Source organism: Salmonella sp. SAL00653, assembly GCF_046552515.1.
GTDB lineage: Bacteria > Pseudomonadota > Gammaproteobacteria > Enterobacterales > Enterobacteriaceae > Salmonella > Salmonella enterica.
Window position 1 is genome coordinate 60,703 of record NZ_JBGDTY010000020.1, and the last position, 15,198, is coordinate 75,900.

General features: G+C 53.5%; 13 protein-coding genes and 1 pseudogene. 12 read left to right on the forward strand and 2 right to left on the reverse strand.

Features of this window, described 5'->3' with window-relative positions:
* Positions 1-2: 2 nt before the first annotated feature.
* Positions 3-803 (forward strand): sugar/pyridoxal phosphate phosphatase YigL, encoded by an 801-nt coding sequence (gene yigL, locus ACLJRU_RS20495; RefSeq protein WP_001541199.1) that lies wholly within the window; start codon positions 3-5, stop codon positions 801-803.
* 80 nt (positions 804-883) lie between these two features.
* Positions 884-1,783 carry a carboxylate/amino acid/amine transporter gene (locus ACLJRU_RS20500; RefSeq protein WP_001196254.1) on the forward strand — a complete coding sequence of 300 codons (900 nt, stop codon included), beginning with the start codon at positions 884-886 and terminating at the stop codon, positions 1,781-1,783.
* On the opposite strand, the gene metR is transcribed toward ACLJRU_RS20500, so the two are convergent.
* Positions 1,671-2,624 (reverse strand): HTH-type transcriptional regulator MetR, encoded by a 954-nt coding sequence (gene metR, locus ACLJRU_RS20505; protein WP_000569786.1) that lies wholly within the window; start codon positions 2,622-2,624, stop codon positions 1,671-1,673. The two genes, ACLJRU_RS20500 and metR, sit on opposite strands and share 113 nt — an antisense overlap.
* 248 nt (positions 2,625-2,872) lie before the next feature.
* Between metR and metE the strand changes: the two genes are divergently transcribed.
* Positions 2,873-5,137 carry a 5-methyltetrahydropteroyltriglutamate--homocysteine S-methyltransferase gene (gene metE, locus ACLJRU_RS20510; RefSeq protein WP_001541200.1) on the forward strand — a complete coding sequence of 755 codons (2,265 nt, stop codon included), beginning with the start codon at positions 2,873-2,875 and terminating at the stop codon, positions 5,135-5,137.
* 334 nt (positions 5,138-5,471) lie between these two features.
* Positions 5,472-6,814: pseudogene (locus ACLJRU_RS20515) on the forward strand (anaerobic sulfatase maturase).
* 79 nt (positions 6,815-6,893) lie between these two features.
* Here the strand turns inward: ACLJRU_RS20515 and ACLJRU_RS20520 are convergent.
* The gene (locus tag ACLJRU_RS20520) at positions 6,894-7,706 is read right to left on the reverse strand and encodes a dienelactone hydrolase family protein (protein WP_000213959.1); all 813 of its coding nucleotides are present in this window, start codon (positions 7,704-7,706) and stop codon (positions 6,894-6,896) included.
* Positions 7,707-7,964: 258 nt separating this feature from the next.
* Between ACLJRU_RS20520 and udp the strand changes: the two genes are divergently transcribed.
* From udp to tatC, 8 genes are all read left to right on the forward strand, one after another.
* A complete protein-coding gene (udp, locus tag ACLJRU_RS20525) occupies positions 7,965-8,726 on the forward strand; it encodes a uridine phosphorylase (RefSeq protein WP_000045169.1) in 762 nt (253 codons plus the stop codon).
* Between the two features lie 139 nt (positions 8,727-8,865).
* A complete protein-coding gene (rmuC, locus tag ACLJRU_RS20530) occupies positions 8,866-10,296 on the forward strand; it encodes a DNA recombination protein RmuC (protein ID WP_000355562.1) in 1,431 nt (476 codons plus the stop codon).
* Between the two features lie 95 nt (positions 10,297-10,391).
* A complete protein-coding gene (ubiE, locus tag ACLJRU_RS20535; RefSeq protein ID WP_000229009.1) occupies positions 10,392-11,147 on the forward strand; it encodes a bifunctional demethylmenaquinone methyltransferase/2-methoxy-6-polyprenyl-1,4-benzoquinol methylase UbiE in 756 nt (251 codons plus the stop codon).
* Positions 11,148-11,156: 9 nt separating this feature from the next.
* Positions 11,157-11,762: a ubiquinone biosynthesis protein UbiJ gene (ubiJ, locus tag ACLJRU_RS20540; RefSeq protein ID WP_001541203.1), complete on the forward strand. Its 606-nt coding sequence runs from the start codon at positions 11,157-11,159 to the stop codon at positions 11,760-11,762.
* Positions 11,759-13,399: a ubiquinone biosynthesis regulatory protein kinase UbiB gene (ubiB, locus tag ACLJRU_RS20545; RefSeq protein ID WP_000187559.1), complete on the forward strand. Its 1,641-nt coding sequence runs from the start codon at positions 11,759-11,761 to the stop codon at positions 13,397-13,399. Before ubiJ ends, ubiB begins: the two co-directional genes overlap by 4 nt.
* 205 nt (positions 13,400-13,604) lie before the next feature.
* Positions 13,605-13,859, forward strand: coding sequence for a Sec-independent protein translocase subunit TatA (gene tatA, locus ACLJRU_RS20550; RefSeq protein WP_000508972.1), 255 nt, complete (start codon positions 13,605-13,607; stop codon positions 13,857-13,859).
* A gap of 3 nt (positions 13,860-13,862) precedes the next feature.
* Complete coding sequence (gene tatB / locus ACLJRU_RS20555) at positions 13,863-14,411, forward strand: Sec-independent protein translocase protein TatB (protein WP_000459612.1); 549 nt, start codon at positions 13,863-13,865, stop codon at positions 14,409-14,411.
* Between the two features lie 2 nt (positions 14,412-14,413).
* The gene (gene tatC, locus ACLJRU_RS20560) at positions 14,414-15,193 is read left to right on the forward strand and encodes a Sec-independent protein translocase subunit TatC (RefSeq protein ID WP_000257554.1); all 780 of its coding nucleotides are present in this window, start codon (positions 14,414-14,416) and stop codon (positions 15,191-15,193) included.
* The last annotated feature ends 5 nt before the right edge of the window (positions 15,194-15,198 follow it).

Below are 15,198 nucleotides of genomic sequence, written 5' to 3' on the forward strand. Positions count from 1 at the left end.
TTATGTATCAGGTTGTTGCGTCTGATTTAGATGGCACGCTGCTCTCCCCCGACCATACGTTGTCCCCTTATGCCAAAGAGACTCTGAAGCTGTTGACCGCACGCGGCATCCATTTTGTCTTTGCCACTGGTCGTCATCATGTCGATGTAGGGCAAATCCGCGATAATCTTGAAATCAAGTCTTACATGATCACCTCCAACGGCGCGCGAGTGCACGATACCGACGGGAATTTGGTTTTTACGCATAATCTGGACAGCGACATTGCCAGCGACCTGTTCGGCGTGGTGAATGCGAACCCGGACATCGTGACTAACGTTTATCGCGACGACGAATGGTTTATGAATCGTCATCGCCCCGATGAAATGCGTTTTTTCAAAGAGGCGGTATTTAACTATTCGCTGTTTGAGCCTGCGCTGCTGGAGCCGGAGGGCGTCAGCAAAGTGTTTTTCACCAGCGACACTCATGAAAAGTTGTTGCCGCTGGAGCAGGCGATTAACGCGCGCTGGGGCGATCGGGTAAGCGTGAGTTTCTCCACGCTAACCTGTCTGGAAGTGATGGCGGGCGGAGTGTCGAAAGGTCATGCGCTGGAAGCGGTCGCTCAGGCGATGGGGTACAGCCTGAAAGAGTGTATCGCCTTTGGCGACGGAATGAACGACGCTGAAATGCTCACGATGGCGGGCAAAGGCTGCATCATGGGCAATGCGCACCAGCGTCTGAAAGACCTGTATCCCGAACTTGAGGTGATCGGCATCAACGCGGATAACGCCGTGCCGCATTACCTGCGCGATCTTTTCTTACGCTGATGTGATTGTTTGTTAGTTGACCAGTTGTCAACTTCACTCTCCGCTACAATGGGTGTTCCCTGTTCTAAGAGACATCCATTGTGGCGCTACTCATCATTACCACTATCCTGTGGGCTTTCTCCTTTAGTCTATTTGGCGAGTATCTTGCCGGGCATGTCGATAGCTATTTCGCGGTGCTGATACGCGTTGGGCTGGCGGCGCTCGTTTTTCTGCCGTTTTTGCGTTCTCGCGGGCACAACCTAAAAACCATCAGCCTGTATATGCTGGTGGGGGCGATGCAGCTTGGCATCATGTATATGTTGAGCTTCCATGCTTACCTCTACCTGACCGTATCCGAACTGCTGCTGTTTACCGTTCTGACGCCGCTCTATATCACGCTGATTTACGATGTGATGAGTCAGCGTCGTTTGCGCTGGGGCTATGCATTTAGCGCGTTGCTGGCGGTGATTGGCGCCGGGATTATTCGCTACGATCGCGTGACCGACCATTTTTGGGTAGGTTTGCTCCTGGTGCAGCTTTCTAATATCAGTTTCGCTATCGGAATGGTGGGGTATAAACGTCTGATGGAGACCCGTCCCATGCCGCAGCACAACGCCTTTGCGTGGTTCTATCTGGGGGCGTTTTTGGTGGCGGCGGTGGCGTGGTCGCTGTTGGGGAACGCGCAAAAGCTGCCGGAAACCACGCTGCAATGGAGCATTCTGGTGTTTCTCGGCGTGGTGGCGTCAGGCATTGGCTACTTTATGTGGAACTATGGCGCTACCCAGGTAGACGCCGGGACGCTGGGTATCATGAATAACATGCATGTTCCCGCAGGACTGCTGGTTAATCTTGCCATCTGGCATCAGCAGCCCCACTGGCCAAGCTTTATTACAGGCGCGGCTGTGATCCTGGCTTCGCTGTGGGTGCATCGAAAATGGGTCGCTCCGCGCTCCGCACAAACGGCAGATGATCGCAGGCGTGATCCCGCGTCGAGCGAATAAACGCCTCGGTCACCGCCTGACGCTGGTCGCCGTCGCGCACGGCGGCATACAGGCGGCTCCACAGACCATCGCCCAGGGTTTTGGTCACCACCAGACCCTGGCGCTCAACGCTTTCCACCACCCAGTGCGGCAGGGCGGCAATACCCATTCTGGCCGCCACCATCTGAATCAGCAGTAGCGTATTATCCACGCTTTTCAGCAGCGGACTGATACCCGCCGGTTGCAGGAAATGTCGCCAGACATCCAGTCGGCTGCGCTGCACCGGGTAAATCAACAGCGTTTCGCTGGCTAAATCTTCCGGCGTAATCTGCGTTTTGCTGGCCAGCGGATGGTCGGGCGCCAGCACCAGTCGGACTTCAAAATCAAACATCGGCGAATAATGCAGCCCGCTGCGCGGCAAAATATCCGACGTCATCACCAAATCCAGCTCGCCTTGTTGCAAGGCCGGTTGCGGATCAAAAGTGACGCCGGATGTGAAATCCATTTCTACCTGCGGCCAGCTTGCACGGAAGTTTTCCAGCGCCGGGGTCAGCCACTGAATACAGCTATGACATTCAATAGCGATGCGCAGACGAGTTTGCTGCGGTTCGTTGCACGCTTGCAGCGCACGGCTGATTTGCGGCAGCACCTGGTTTGCCAGTTGCAGCAGAACTTCCCCCTGCGGCGTAAAGCGCAGCGGCTGGCTTTTACGCACGAACAGGCGGAAGCCAAGGCGTTGTTCCAGATCGCTGAACTGATGAGACAGAGCGGATTGGGTCTGGTGCAGCACCGCCGCCGCGGCAGCCAGCGATCCACTATTCCGCAATGCCTGGAGTGTTTTCAGATGTTTAATTTCGATCATGAAAGTCCTTCACTTCGCCATGAACAAATTGCGCTTGAGGAATATACAGTACCTTTACATTATGGATGTGTAAACATCCAGACGTCTAAAACTCGTCATATTTCGACTTGCAGATGCGTTGGCTTCCTTGCTTACCCCAGTCACTTACTTCAGTAAGCTCCTGGGGATGCGCTGTGTCGCCGCCTTCCTGCAAGCCGAACTATTTAGAGTTTTACTTTCAGATTCAATAAAATAAGAGAGGAAGTAAAATGACAATATTGACTCATACCCTCGGTTTTCCTCGCGTTGGCCTGCGTCGCGAGTTGAAAAAAGCGCAAGAGAGCTACTGGGCGGGGAACTCAACGCGTGAAGCGTTACTGGCGGTGGGGCGCGAACTGCGCGCGCGTCACTGGGAGCAGCAGAAACAAGCGGGTATTGACCTGTTACCGGTAGGCGACTTTGCTTGGTACGACCATGTTCTGACCACCAGTCTGCTGTTAGGCAATGTGCCGGCTCGTCATCAGAACAACGACGGTTCCATGGACATCGACACTCTGTTCCGCATTGGCCGCGGTCGCGCGCCAACCGGCGAACCGGCGGCGGCAGCGGAAATGACCAAATGGTTTAATACTAACTATCACTACATAGTACCGGAGTTCAGCAAAGGCCAGCAGTTCAGACTCACCTGGACACAGTTGCTGGAGGAAGTGGACGAAGCGCTGGCGCTGGGGCATAAGATCAAACCCGTACTGCTGGGGCCTGTCACGTATCTGTGGCTGGGTAAAGTGAAAGGCGAGCCGTTTGACCGCCTGACGTTGCTGAAAGACATTTTGCCGGTGTATCAGCACGTGCTGGCTGAACTGGCAAAACGTGGTATTGAGTGGGTCCAAATTGATGAGCCAGCGCTGGTGCTGGAACTGCCGCAGGCGTGGCTGGATGCCTTCAAACCGGCTTACGACGCGCTCGCCGGCCAGGTGAAGTTGTTGCTGACGACCTATTTTGAAGGCGTGACGCCAAACCTGGACACTATTATCGCGCTACCGGTACAGGGGCTACATGTTGACCTCATTCATGGCAAAGATGATGTAGCGGAACTGCATCAACGTCTGCCGGTCGACTGGCTGCTTTCCGCAGGCTTGATTAACGGGCGTAATGTCTGGCGCGCCGATTTGACCGAAAAATACGCGCAGATTAACGCCCTTGTGGGCAAACGCGCGCTGTGGGTAGCATCCTCCTGCTCTTTGCTGCACAGCCCGATCGATCTCAGCGTCGAAACGCGTCTGGATACGGAAGTTAAAAGCTGGTTTGCCTTTGCGCTGCAAAAATGCGGTGAACTGGCGTTGCTGCGCGATGCGCTGAACAGCGGCGAAACGGCGGCGCTTGAGGAATGGAGCGCACCGATTCAGGCTCGTCGTCACTCCCGTCGCGTACATAATGCCGCGGTAGAAAAACGCCTGGCGGCGATCACCGCGCAGGACAGCCAGCGTGAGAATCCGTATGAGGTGCGCGCTGAAGCGCAACGCGCCCGCTTTAAACTTCCCGCCTGGCCGACGACGACTATCGGTTCGTTTCCGCAAACCACGGAAATTCGCGGCCTGCGTCTGGACTTCAAAAAGGGCAACCTCGACGCGAATAACTACCGCACCGGCATCGCCGAACATATCAAACAGGCTATCATTGAGCAGGAGCGTTTAGGGCTGGATGTGCTGGTACACGGCGAAGCCGAGCGAAACGACATGGTGGAATACTTCGGCGAGCATCTGGACGGCTTCGTCTTTACCCAGAATGGTTGGGTGCAAAGCTATGGCTCCCGCTGTGTGAAACCGCCGGTAGTGATTGGCGATATCAGCCGTCCGGCACCGATTACCGTGGAGTGGGCGAAATATGCCCAGTCGCTGACCGACAAGCCGGTAAAAGGGATGTTGACCGGCCCGGTGACTATTCTTTGCTGGTCATTCCCCCGCGAAGACGTGACCCGTGAAACGATTGCGAAACAGATTGCGCTGGCGCTGCGTGATGAAGTCGCGGATCTGGAGGCGGCGGGGATCGGGATTATTCAGATCGACGAACCGGCGCTGCGTGAAGGTTTACCATTGCGTCGCAGCGACTGGGACGCCTATCTGGAATGGGGTGTGGAAGCCTTCCGCATCAACGCGGCGGTGGCGAAGGATGAAACTCAGATCCACACCCACATGTGTTACTGCGAGTTCAACGACATTATGGATTCGATCGCCGCGCTGGACGCGGATGTGATCACCATTGAGACCTCCCGCTCGGATATGGAGTTGCTGGAGTCGTTTGAAGCGTTCGACTACCCGAACGAAATCGGGCCGGGCGTGTACGATATTCACTCGCCGAACGTGCCGAGCGTCGAGTGGATTGAAGCCCTGCTGAAGAAGGCGGCACAGCGTATTCCGGCACAACGCCTGTGGGTGAATCCGGACTGCGGTCTGAAAACTCGCGGTTGGCCAGAAACCCGCGCGGCGTTAGCGAACATGGTCAAAGCGGCGCATAATCTGCGTCAGGCGAAATAGCCCATCCTGACCGCTGCGTTTATCCGGCAGCAATGCGGCGCTACCCTTTGACGGGTAGCGCCCGTGTCTGACCTGATTAACAGCGCCTCTTTCTTCTCATTTCCCTTTTTCTTATTTTCCGCGCTGTCTTTTTCAGGATCTGGCTATTTGGCGATCTTGATAATAAAAAGGTTCTCCGTATGAATGACAACCAGGCGGATAGCGTCCCCGGAAGCAGCGCGGCGGCTTTTATTGCCTCGCAGATCGTTTGTCCTGTCATGATCGCCCAGCGCTCTCATAGCACAAAACGAGGTTTTCCATTCTGCTATGTTCCCTGGCGACGATAAACGTCGCATTGTCTCATGGCGCAGGTGAACCTTATTTTTTAACGGAGATGTCTGACATGGCGGTAGCAGGTTGTCACGTAATGGCCAAACCCGGCGGCGCGATCTGCAATATTGATTGCACATATTGCTTCTATCTTGAAAAAGAGGCGCTGTACCCGGAACGCAATAAAAACTGGCGAATGTCGGACGAGACGCTGGAACAGTTTATACGCCAGCATATTGCCGCGCAGAGTGGCGACCGCATTGACTTTGCCTGGCAGGGCGGCGAACCGACCATGATGGGGCTACCGTTTTTCCGCCGGGTTGTCGCATTATGTGAAAAGTACGGCGATGGGCGAAAAATCACTCATGCGTTGCAGACGAACGGCATCCTGGTGAATGACGAGTGGCGCGCTTTTTCGCTGAACAGCATTTTCTCATCGGTCTCTCTATCGACGGCCCGGCGTCGTTACACAACCACTATCGGCTTAATCGCGCTGGAAAAGGAACTCATGAACAGGTCGTCGCAGCAATGGCGCGGCTTAAAGCGCACCATGTCGACTTTAATACCTTAACCGTCGTGGGAAAACATAACGTCGGTCATGCAGCAGACGTCTACGAATTTCTTCTGGCGGCGGGATCGCGTTTTATTCAGTTTATCCCGCTGGTGGAGCGAATGAGCACCGATAACTCATCGGTACTTAATCTGGTGATGCCCGGCGAAAGCGCGGCGACGCTGGCGCCATGGACGGTACCGTCGTGGCAATATGGCGAATTTCTCAACCAGATCTTTGATATCTGGGTTCGTCGCGACGTAGACCGCGTCTATGTGCAGATGTTTGACGTGGCGTTAGCCGCCTGGACGGCGCAGCAGCCGGTACTGTGTGTACATTCCGAGACTTGTGGACATGCCTTCGCGTTGGAGTCGAACGGCGATCTCTACAACTGCGACCACTTTGTCTACCCGGAGCATCTGCTGGGGAATATCCACCAGCACAGCATCAAAACCTTAAATAATAGCGAGCGGGCTATTGCCTTTGGTGAGGCCAAGCGGGAGACCCTGACCGCCGATTGTCGTCGCTGTGACTACCGCTTTGCGTGTCATGGCGGCTGTCCGAAGCATCGCTTTGCCGTCTCGCCGTCCGGTCATCCTGCGCATAATTACTTGTGTGCGGGCTATAAGCATTTTTTCCAGCACGTTACGCCGTATATGAATGTCTGGCGGGAGCTGCTGGCGCAAGGCTATCCGATGGCATCGATCATGCGCTGGCTGGCGCAGGACGCGCGTAAAGACACAGGAGCCGTCAGTCGTAACCATCTCTGTCCCTGCGGCAGCGGCAAAAAATATAAAAAATGCTGTGGTAAAGCATAGCTAACGTGGCGATGACGCTTTGTTGAGCCTACACCGACTCTGGTCTCGTAGGCCCAACAAACATCGTAATGCGCTGTGGTTAGCCTTTTTTCCCACCGTACTGCGCGAACCATTCCAGCATTCTTTGCCAGCCGTCTTTCGCCGAGGCTTCGTGGTAGCCCGGACGATAATCGGCATTAAACGCGTGCCCTGCATCGGGATAGACCACGATTTCCGCCTTCGCATTAGCGGCGCGTAGCGCCTGACGCATGGTTTCCACGCTCTCCTGTGGAATACTGGTATCCTGCCCGCCGTATAAACCCAGTACCGGCGCGTTAAGATCGGTGGCGATATCAACGGGATGCTTCGGCGAATTGAGTGACGTGTCGCCCACCAGCTTGCCGTACCACGCTACCGCCGCTTTTAACTGTGGGTTGTGCGCGGCGTACAGCCAGGTAATCCGGCCTCCCCAACAAAAACCGGTGATCATCAGCCGATGCGCATCCCCGCCGTTGCGCGAAGCCCAACTGGCGACGTGATCCAGGTCGGCAAGGACTTGCGAATCGGGTACTTTAGCCACCAGCCCGCTCAATAATGTGGGTATATCGGCGAAATCATTGGGGTCGCCTTCGCGGAAATAGAGCTCCGGCGCGATAGCGAGATAGCCTTCCAGCGCCAGTCGTCGGCAAATATCGCGAATGTGTTCATGTACGCCAAAAATTTCCTGTACCACAATGACCACAGGCAGCGCGCCGTCGCTCGCTTTTGGTCTGGCGTAATAGGCTGGCATATCGTCGCCCTGAGAGGGAATCGACGTTATCCCCGCGCTAATGGCCCCATCAGGCGTATGAATCATCGTAGGGGCAAGTGGGGAAGCTGCGGGTGCAAAGCCGGATGGATGTGTCGTTGTCATGGTATTCTCCGTACCCTTAAAAAATAGCGCAATCTTAACTATAGACAGTGTGTAACAAACCACATTGCCTTAAAGCGGCTATCTTTTGTGCAATGCTTGGCGATATTGATTATTTATTGTGATGTGCATCACTTTTTAATGGTAATCGAGTGCAATTGTTTTACGCCATAGTGATGGCTGTCACGAAAATATCTTTATGCCTTAGGTAAAGTGTCTTTTTGCTTCTTCTGACAAACCCGATTCACAGAGGAGTTTTATATGTCCAAGTCTGATGTTTTTCATCTCGGCCTCACCAAAAACGATTTACAAGGGGCCCAGCTCGCCATCGTCCCTGGCGATCCTGAGCGTGTGGAAAAGATCGCCGCGCTGATGGATAAGCCGGTTAAGCTGGCATCTCACCGCGAATTCACCTCCTGGCGCGCTGAGCTGGATGGCAAAGCAGTTATCGTTTGCTCTACCGGTATCGGCGGCCCGTCTACCTCTATTGCCGTGGAAGAACTGGCGCAACTGGGTATTCGTACCTTCTTGCGTATCGGCACCACGGGGGCTATTCAGCCGCACATTAACGTCGGCGACGTTCTGGTAACGACCGCATCCGTTCGTCTGGATGGGGCGAGCCTGCATTTTGCGCCGATGGAATTCCCGGCGGTTGCCGACTTTGCCTGCACCACTGCGCTGGTTGAAGCCGCGAAATCGATTGGCGCCACGACTCACGTTGGCGTAACCGCCTCTTCCGACACTTTCTATCCGGGTCAGGAACGTTACGACACCTATTCTGGCCGCGTTGTGCGTCGCTTCAAAGGTTCTATGGAAGAGTGGCAGGCGATGGGCGTGATGAACTACGAAATGGAATCCGCTACGCTGTTAACCATGTGCGCAAGCCAGGGGTTACGCGCAGGTATGGTGGCGGGCGTTATCGTCAACCGTACCCAACAAGAGATTCCGAATGCGGAAACGATGAAACAAACTGAAAGCCACGCGGTGAAAATCGTCGTGGAAGCGGCCCGTCGTCTGCTGTAATTCTCCTCTCTTTTGCAAAGGCCGACGCGTTCGGCCTTTTCTTTTTGCGTGGCGCCTCGCAGGAAATCCCTTTTAAACTGGACGTTTATACAGCACAATTCTATTTTGTGCAGGACAGTGTGGTTCCAGGAGAGGTGTTGTGGATATTACTCTTATGATAAGCGCCGTCGTGGCGCTGGCGGCTGGGGCGGTGATTGGCTGGCTGGCGACGAAAGCGCACGCCGATCAAATCCGCGCCGATCTTATCGAAGAACGGCGTGAGCTGGATATCGAACTTAGCGCGGCCCGGCAGCAATTAGCGCAAGAAGCGCACTGGCGCAGTGAATGCGAGTTACTTAATAACGAACTGCGCAGCCTGCACAGTATTAATACCTCTCTGGAAGCCGATCTGCGTGAAGTCACGACCCGTCTGGAAGCGACTCAACAACACGCGGAAGACAAAATCCGTCAGATGATCAACAGCGAACAGCGTTTAAGCGAGCAGTTTGAAAATCTGGCGAACCGTATCTTTGAACACAGTAATCGTCGCGTAGACGAACAAAACCGACAAAGCCTGAATAGCCTGCTGACGCCGCTGCGTGAGCAACTGGACGGTTTTCGCCGCCAGGTTCAGGAGAGTTTTGGCAAAGAAGCGCAGGAACGGCATACGCTGGCGCACGAAATTCGTAATTTGCAGCAGCTTAACGCGCAAATGGCGCAGGAAGCGATCAACCTGACGCGCGCCCTGAAAGGGGACAATAAGGCGCAAGGAAACTGGGGCGAAGTTGTGCTGGCGCGGGTGCTGGAGGCATCCGGACTGCGTGAAGGCTACGAATACGAAACCCAGGTCAGTATTGAGAACGATGCGCGCTCGCGGATGCAGCCGGATGTCATCGTCCGCTTGCCGCAGGGCAAAGATGTGGTCATCGACGCTAAAATGACGTTGGTCGCCTACGAGCGTTACTTTAACGCTGAAGATGACTACACGCGCGAGGCCGCTTTACAAGAGCACATCGCCTCGGTGCGCAATCATATTCGCTTACTGGGGCGTAAAGACTACCAGCAGCTTCCCGGCCTCCGCTCGCTGGACTATGTTCTGATGTTTATCCCCGTAGAACCCGCTTTCCTGCTGGCGTTAGATAAACAGCCCGAACTGATAACCGAGGCGCTGAAAAATAACATTATGCTGGTAAGCCCCACGACGCTGCTGGTGGCGTTACGGACAATCGCCAACCTGTGGCGCTATGAACACCAGAGCCGCAATGCGCAGCACATCGCGGACAGAGCCAGTAAGCTTTACGATAAAATGCGGCTGTTCGTTGATGATATGTCAGCGATCGGTCAGAGTCTGGATAAAGCGCAGGATAACTACCGCCAGGCGATGAAAAAACTTGCGTCGGGGCGTGGCAATGTTTTGGCGCAGGCGGAGGCCTTCAGGGGGCTAGGCGTGGAAATCAAACGCGAGATTAATCCGGATTTAGCGGAACAGGCCGTTACGCAAGATGAAGAATATCGTTTACGATCGATCCCTGAAGGGCGGCAGGATGAACATTATCCCAATGATGAACGGGTGAAGCAGCAGTTAAGTTAACCCATACGGAGTAGTTTAGTCCTGGCGCAGAGTAGGGCAAATTGGCCCAATCTGTTACACTTCTTGAACATTTTTATCGATAAGCAGGCACTGAGATGGTGGAAGATTCACAAGAAACGACGCACTTTGGCTTTCAGACCGTCGCTAAAGAGCAGAAAGCTGACATGGTGGCCCACGTTTTTCATTCTGTGGCGTCAAAGTACGATGTGATGAATGACTTAATGTCATTTGGCATTCATCGTTTGTGGAAGCGCTTCACCATTGATTGCAGTGGCGTGCGTCGTGGACAAACCGTTCTCGATTTAGCGGGCGGGACGGGCGATCTTACCGCGAAATTTTCACGTATGGTCGGGGAAACTGGCAAAGTTATCCTGGCGGATATTAATGATTCCATGCTCAAAATGGGGCGTGAGAAGCTGCGCAATATCGGCGTGATCGGCAACGTAGAGTATGTGCAGGCGAATGCCGAAGCTCTGCCTTTCCCTGATAATACGTTTGATTGCATTACCATTTCGTTTGGTTTGCGCAATGTAACGGAAAAAGAAAAAGCGCTGCGGTCAATGTTCCGTGTGTTGAAACCCGGCGGACGTTTACTGGTGCTTGAATTTTCCAAGCCTATCATTGAGCCGCTGAGTAAAGCGTATGACGCCTATTCTTTCCATATTTTACCGCGTATTGGCTCGATGGTCGCAAACGATGCGGATAGCTATCGGTATCTCGCGGAATCCATCCGTATGCATCCCGATCAGGATACCTTAAAAGCCATGATGCAGGACGCCGGATTTGAGAGCGTGGATTATTACAATCTGACGGCGGGTGTTGTGGCATTGCACCGTGGTTATAAATTCTAGGAGGGTGGAATGCCTTTTAAACCCTTAGTGACCGCAGGAATTGAAGGTCTCCTCAATACGTTTCTGTATCGTTCGCCAGCGCTGAAATCAGCCAGAACGCGCTTACAGGGAAAAGTACTGTGTGTGAAACTAAAGGGATTTTCGACGCCATTAGTCCTGGTATTCAGCGAACGCCAGGTTGATGTGCTGGGGGCATGGGAAGGCGAAGCGGACTGTACGGTAATCACTCAAGCTAGCGTTTTGCCAAAACTACGCGATCGTCAGCAGCTGGCCGCGCTTATTCGCAGCGGCGAACTGGAAGTGCAGGGCGATATTCAGGTCGTGCAAAATTTTGTGGCGCTCGCCGATCTCGCCGAATTCGATCCTGCGGAGCTGTTGGCGCCATACACGGGTGATATTGCGGCGGAAAGTATCGGTAAGGCCGTGCGTGGCGGGGCTAAATTCCTGCGCCACGGGTTTCAACGCCAGCAGCGTTATGCCGTTGAAGCGATCACTGAAGAGTGGCGTATGGCGCCTGGCCCGCTGGAAGTCGCATGGTTTGCCGAAGAAACCGCGGCTGTTGAGCGCGCCGTAGATTCTCTGACCACACGGCTGGAAAAACTGGAGGCCAAATGACGCCAGGTGAAGTACGGCGCCTATATTTCATCATCCGCACGTTTTTAAGCTACGGCCTTGATGAGCTCATCCCCCGAATGCGTCTTACACTGCCACTCCGATTATGGCGCTATTCGCTGTTCTGGATGCCAAACCGGCATAAAGATAAATTGCTGGGTGAACGATTAAGACTGGCGTTGCAAGAGCTGGGACCGGTCTGGATCAAATTTGGCCAGATGCTCTCCACGCGCCGTGACCTGTTCCCGCCGCAAATCGCCGATCAGCTCGCTTTGCTCCAGGATAAAGTCGCGCCATTCGATGGTCGGCTGGCGAAAGCCCAGATTGAAGAGGCGATGGGGGGGCTACCAGTCGAAGCCTGGTTTGACGACTTTGATATCCAGCCTTTAGCGTCGGCGTCAATCGCCCAGGTACATACCGCGCGATTGAAATCAAACGGTAAAGAAGTGGTTATTAAGGTCATTCGCCCGGATATTTTGCCGGTAATTCAGGCAGACCTGAAACTGATTTATCGCCTTGCTCGCTGGGTACCACGCCTGTTGCCGGATGGGCGTCGTCTGCGCCCGACGGAAGTGGTGCGTGAGTATGAGAAAACGCTGATCGATGAGCTGAATCTGCTGAGGGAATCGGCCAACGCGATTCAGTTACGCCGCAATTTTGAAAATAGTCCCATGCTGTATATCCCGGAGGTGTACTCCGATTACTGTAGCCAGAACATGATGGTGATGGAGCGGATATACGGCATTCCTGTTTCGGATGTGGCGGCGCTGGAAAAGAACGGCACCAACATGAAACTGCTGGCGGAACGCGGGGTTAAAGTTTTCTTCACCCAGGTTTTCCGCGACAGCTTTTTCCATGCGGACATGCATCCGGGAAATATTTTTGTCAGCCATGAACACCCTGAAAACCCGCAATATATCGGCATTGACTGCGGTATCGTCGGGTCGCTAAACAAAGAAGATAAGCGTTATCTGGCTGAAAACTTTATCGCGTTTTTTAATCGCGATTACCGAAAGGTGGCAGAACTGCATGTCGATTCAGGCTGGGTTCCGCCAGATACCAACGTTGAAGATTTTGAGTTTGCCATCCGCACCGTCTGTGAACCTATCTTTGAAAAGCCGCTCGCGGAAATCTCGTTTGGTCATGTGTTGTTAAACCTTTTCAATACAGCGCGTCGATTTAACATGGAAGTCCAGCCGCAACTGGTGTTGTTGCAGAAAACATTATTGTATGTTGAAGGGGTTGGGCGGCAACTTTATCCTCAGCTTGATTTGTGGAAAACGGCGAAGCCGTTTCTTGAGTCCTGGATCAAAGATCAGGTGGGTATTCCGGCTCTCACGCGGGCTCTTAAAGAAAAAGCGCCGTTCTGGGTCGAAAAAATGCCAGAAATACCTGAACTGGTGTACGACAGTTTGCGCCAGGGCAAATATTTACAGCACAGTGTTGATAAGATTGCGCGCGAGTTACAGGTAAACCATGTGCGCCAAAGTCAGTCTCGTTATTTATTGGGAATTGGCGCAACGCTGTTACTGAGCGGGTCATTCTTACTCGTCAACCGCCCTGAATGGGGATTGATGCCTGGCTGGCTCATGGTCGGCGGCGTAGTTGTCTGGCTGGTTGGCTGGCGTAAAACTCGTTGAGATTTTTTATCGCTCAACGCCGGTTGTGTCACGCAGGTACATATTATCACTCGAGGCAATACTCAGGCCGCAAGTCAATGTCGTCCCGGTCGTATGTAAAAGTATGTGAATAGGGCGGGCGAAAGCGGCTAACAAAGAGGCAGCGCGAAGGATAATGTGTATAATGCGGCCCTATTAATTCATCATCTATCACAGAGGAACATGTATGGGTGGTATCAGTATTTGGCAGTTGTTGATTGTTGCCGTCATCGTCGTACTGCTGTTCGGCACCAAAAAACTCGGTTCCATCGGTTCCGATCTTGGCGCGTCTATCAAAGGCTTTAAAAAGGCCATGAGCGATGATGATGCCAAACAGGATAAAACCAGTCAGGACGCTGATTTTACCGCTAAATCTATCGCGGATAAGCAAGGCGAAGCGAAAAAGGAAGACGCTAAAAGCCAAGATAAAGAGCAGGTATAATCCGTGTTTGATATCGGTTTTAGCGAACTGCTGTTAGTGTTCGTTATCGGCCTCATTGTGTTGGGGCCGCAACGATTGCCAGTAGCGGTAAAAACGGTAGCGGGCTGGATTCGCGCGTTGCGATCCCTTGCGACAACGGTTCAGAATGAACTGACTCAGGAACTGAAACTTCAGGAGTTCCAGGACAGTCTGAAAAAAGTCGAAAAGGCGAGCCTGGAAAATCTGACTCCCGAACTGAAAGCATCTATGGATGAACTGCGTCAGGCGGCGGAGTCGATGAAACGCACCTACAGCGCTAACGATCCCGAACAAGCGAGCGATGAAGCGCATACCATCCATAATCCGGTGGTAAAAGGGAACGAAACGCAGCATGAGGGCGTCACCCCTGCCGCCGCTGAAACACAGGCGAGCGCGCCGGAACAAAAGCCGGAGCCCGTTAAAGCTAACGTGCCTGAGTCGACGGAAACCGCTTCCGTAGCCACGATAGACGCCGAGAAGAAATCCGCTGCGCCTGTTGTCGAATCTTCCCCCTCGTCGAGTGATAAACCGTAAACATGGCTGTAGAAGATACTCAACCGCTTATCACGCATCTGATCGAGTTGCGTAAGCGCCTGCTAAACTGCATCGTCGCAGTGCTTCTGATTTTTCTGGCGTTAATTTATTTCGCCAATGATATTTATCATTTAGTCGCCGCACCGCTGATTAAACAGATGCCGCAAGGGGCGACAATGATTGCGACGGATGTGGCGTCGCCGTTTTTTACGCCTATCAAACTCACCTTCATGGTGTCTTTGATCTTATCCGCGCCTGTCATTTTGTACCAGGTTTGGGCCTTTATCGCCCCGGCGCTGTATAAGCATGAGCGTCGTCTGGTCGTACCGCTGCTGGTATCCAGTTCGCTGCTTTTCTACATTGGTATGGCCTTCGCCTATTTTGTCGTATTCCCTTTGGCCTTTGGTTTCCTGACGCATACGGCGCCGGAAGGGGTACAGGTTTCGACAGATATCGCCAGCTATCTTAGCTTTGTCATGGCGCTTTTTATGGCCTTTGGCGTAGCCTTTGAAGTGCCGGTGGCGATTGTGTTGCTGTGCTGGATGGGCATCACCACGCCAGAAGATTTGCGTAAAAAACGGCCTTATATCCTGGTCGGGGCATTCATTGTGGGAATGCTGCTTACGCCGCCAGATGTTTTCTCGCAAACGTTGCTGGCGATACCGATGTACTGCCTGTTTGAAATTGGCGTTTTCTGCTCACGCTTTTATGTCGGTAAGCGACGGACGCGCGACGAAGATAACGAGGCCGAAACCGAAAAGGCCGAGCACACTGAAGACTAAACACA

Coding starts and splice junctions, on each gene's coding strand:
- yigL (WP_001541199.1), top strand. CDS start 3: ATGTATCAGGTTGTTGCGTCTGATTTAGATGGCACGCTGCTCTCCCCC.
- metR (WP_000569786.1), bottom strand. CDS start 2,624: ATGATCGAAATTAAACATCTGAAAACACTCCAGGCATTGCGGAATAGT.
- metE (WP_001541200.1), top strand. CDS start 2,873: ATGACAATATTGACTCATACCCTCGGTTTTCCTCGCGTTGGCCTGCGT.
- ACLJRU_RS20520 (WP_000213959.1), bottom strand. CDS start 7,706: ATGACAACGACACATCCATCCGGCTTTGCACCCGCAGCTTCCCCACTT.
- udp (WP_000045169.1), top strand. CDS start 7,965: ATGTCCAAGTCTGATGTTTTTCATCTCGGCCTCACCAAAAACGATTTA.
- ubiE (WP_000229009.1), top strand. CDS start 10,392: ATGGTGGAAGATTCACAAGAAACGACGCACTTTGGCTTTCAGACCGTC.
- ubiJ (WP_001541203.1), top strand. CDS start 11,157: ATGCCTTTTAAACCCTTAGTGACCGCAGGAATTGAAGGTCTCCTCAAT.
- ubiB (WP_000187559.1), top strand. CDS start 11,759: ATGACGCCAGGTGAAGTACGGCGCCTATATTTCATCATCCGCACGTTT.
- tatA (WP_000508972.1), top strand. CDS start 13,605: ATGGGTGGTATCAGTATTTGGCAGTTGTTGATTGTTGCCGTCATCGTC.
- tatC (WP_000257554.1), top strand. CDS start 14,414: ATGGCTGTAGAAGATACTCAACCGCTTATCACGCATCTGATCGAGTTG.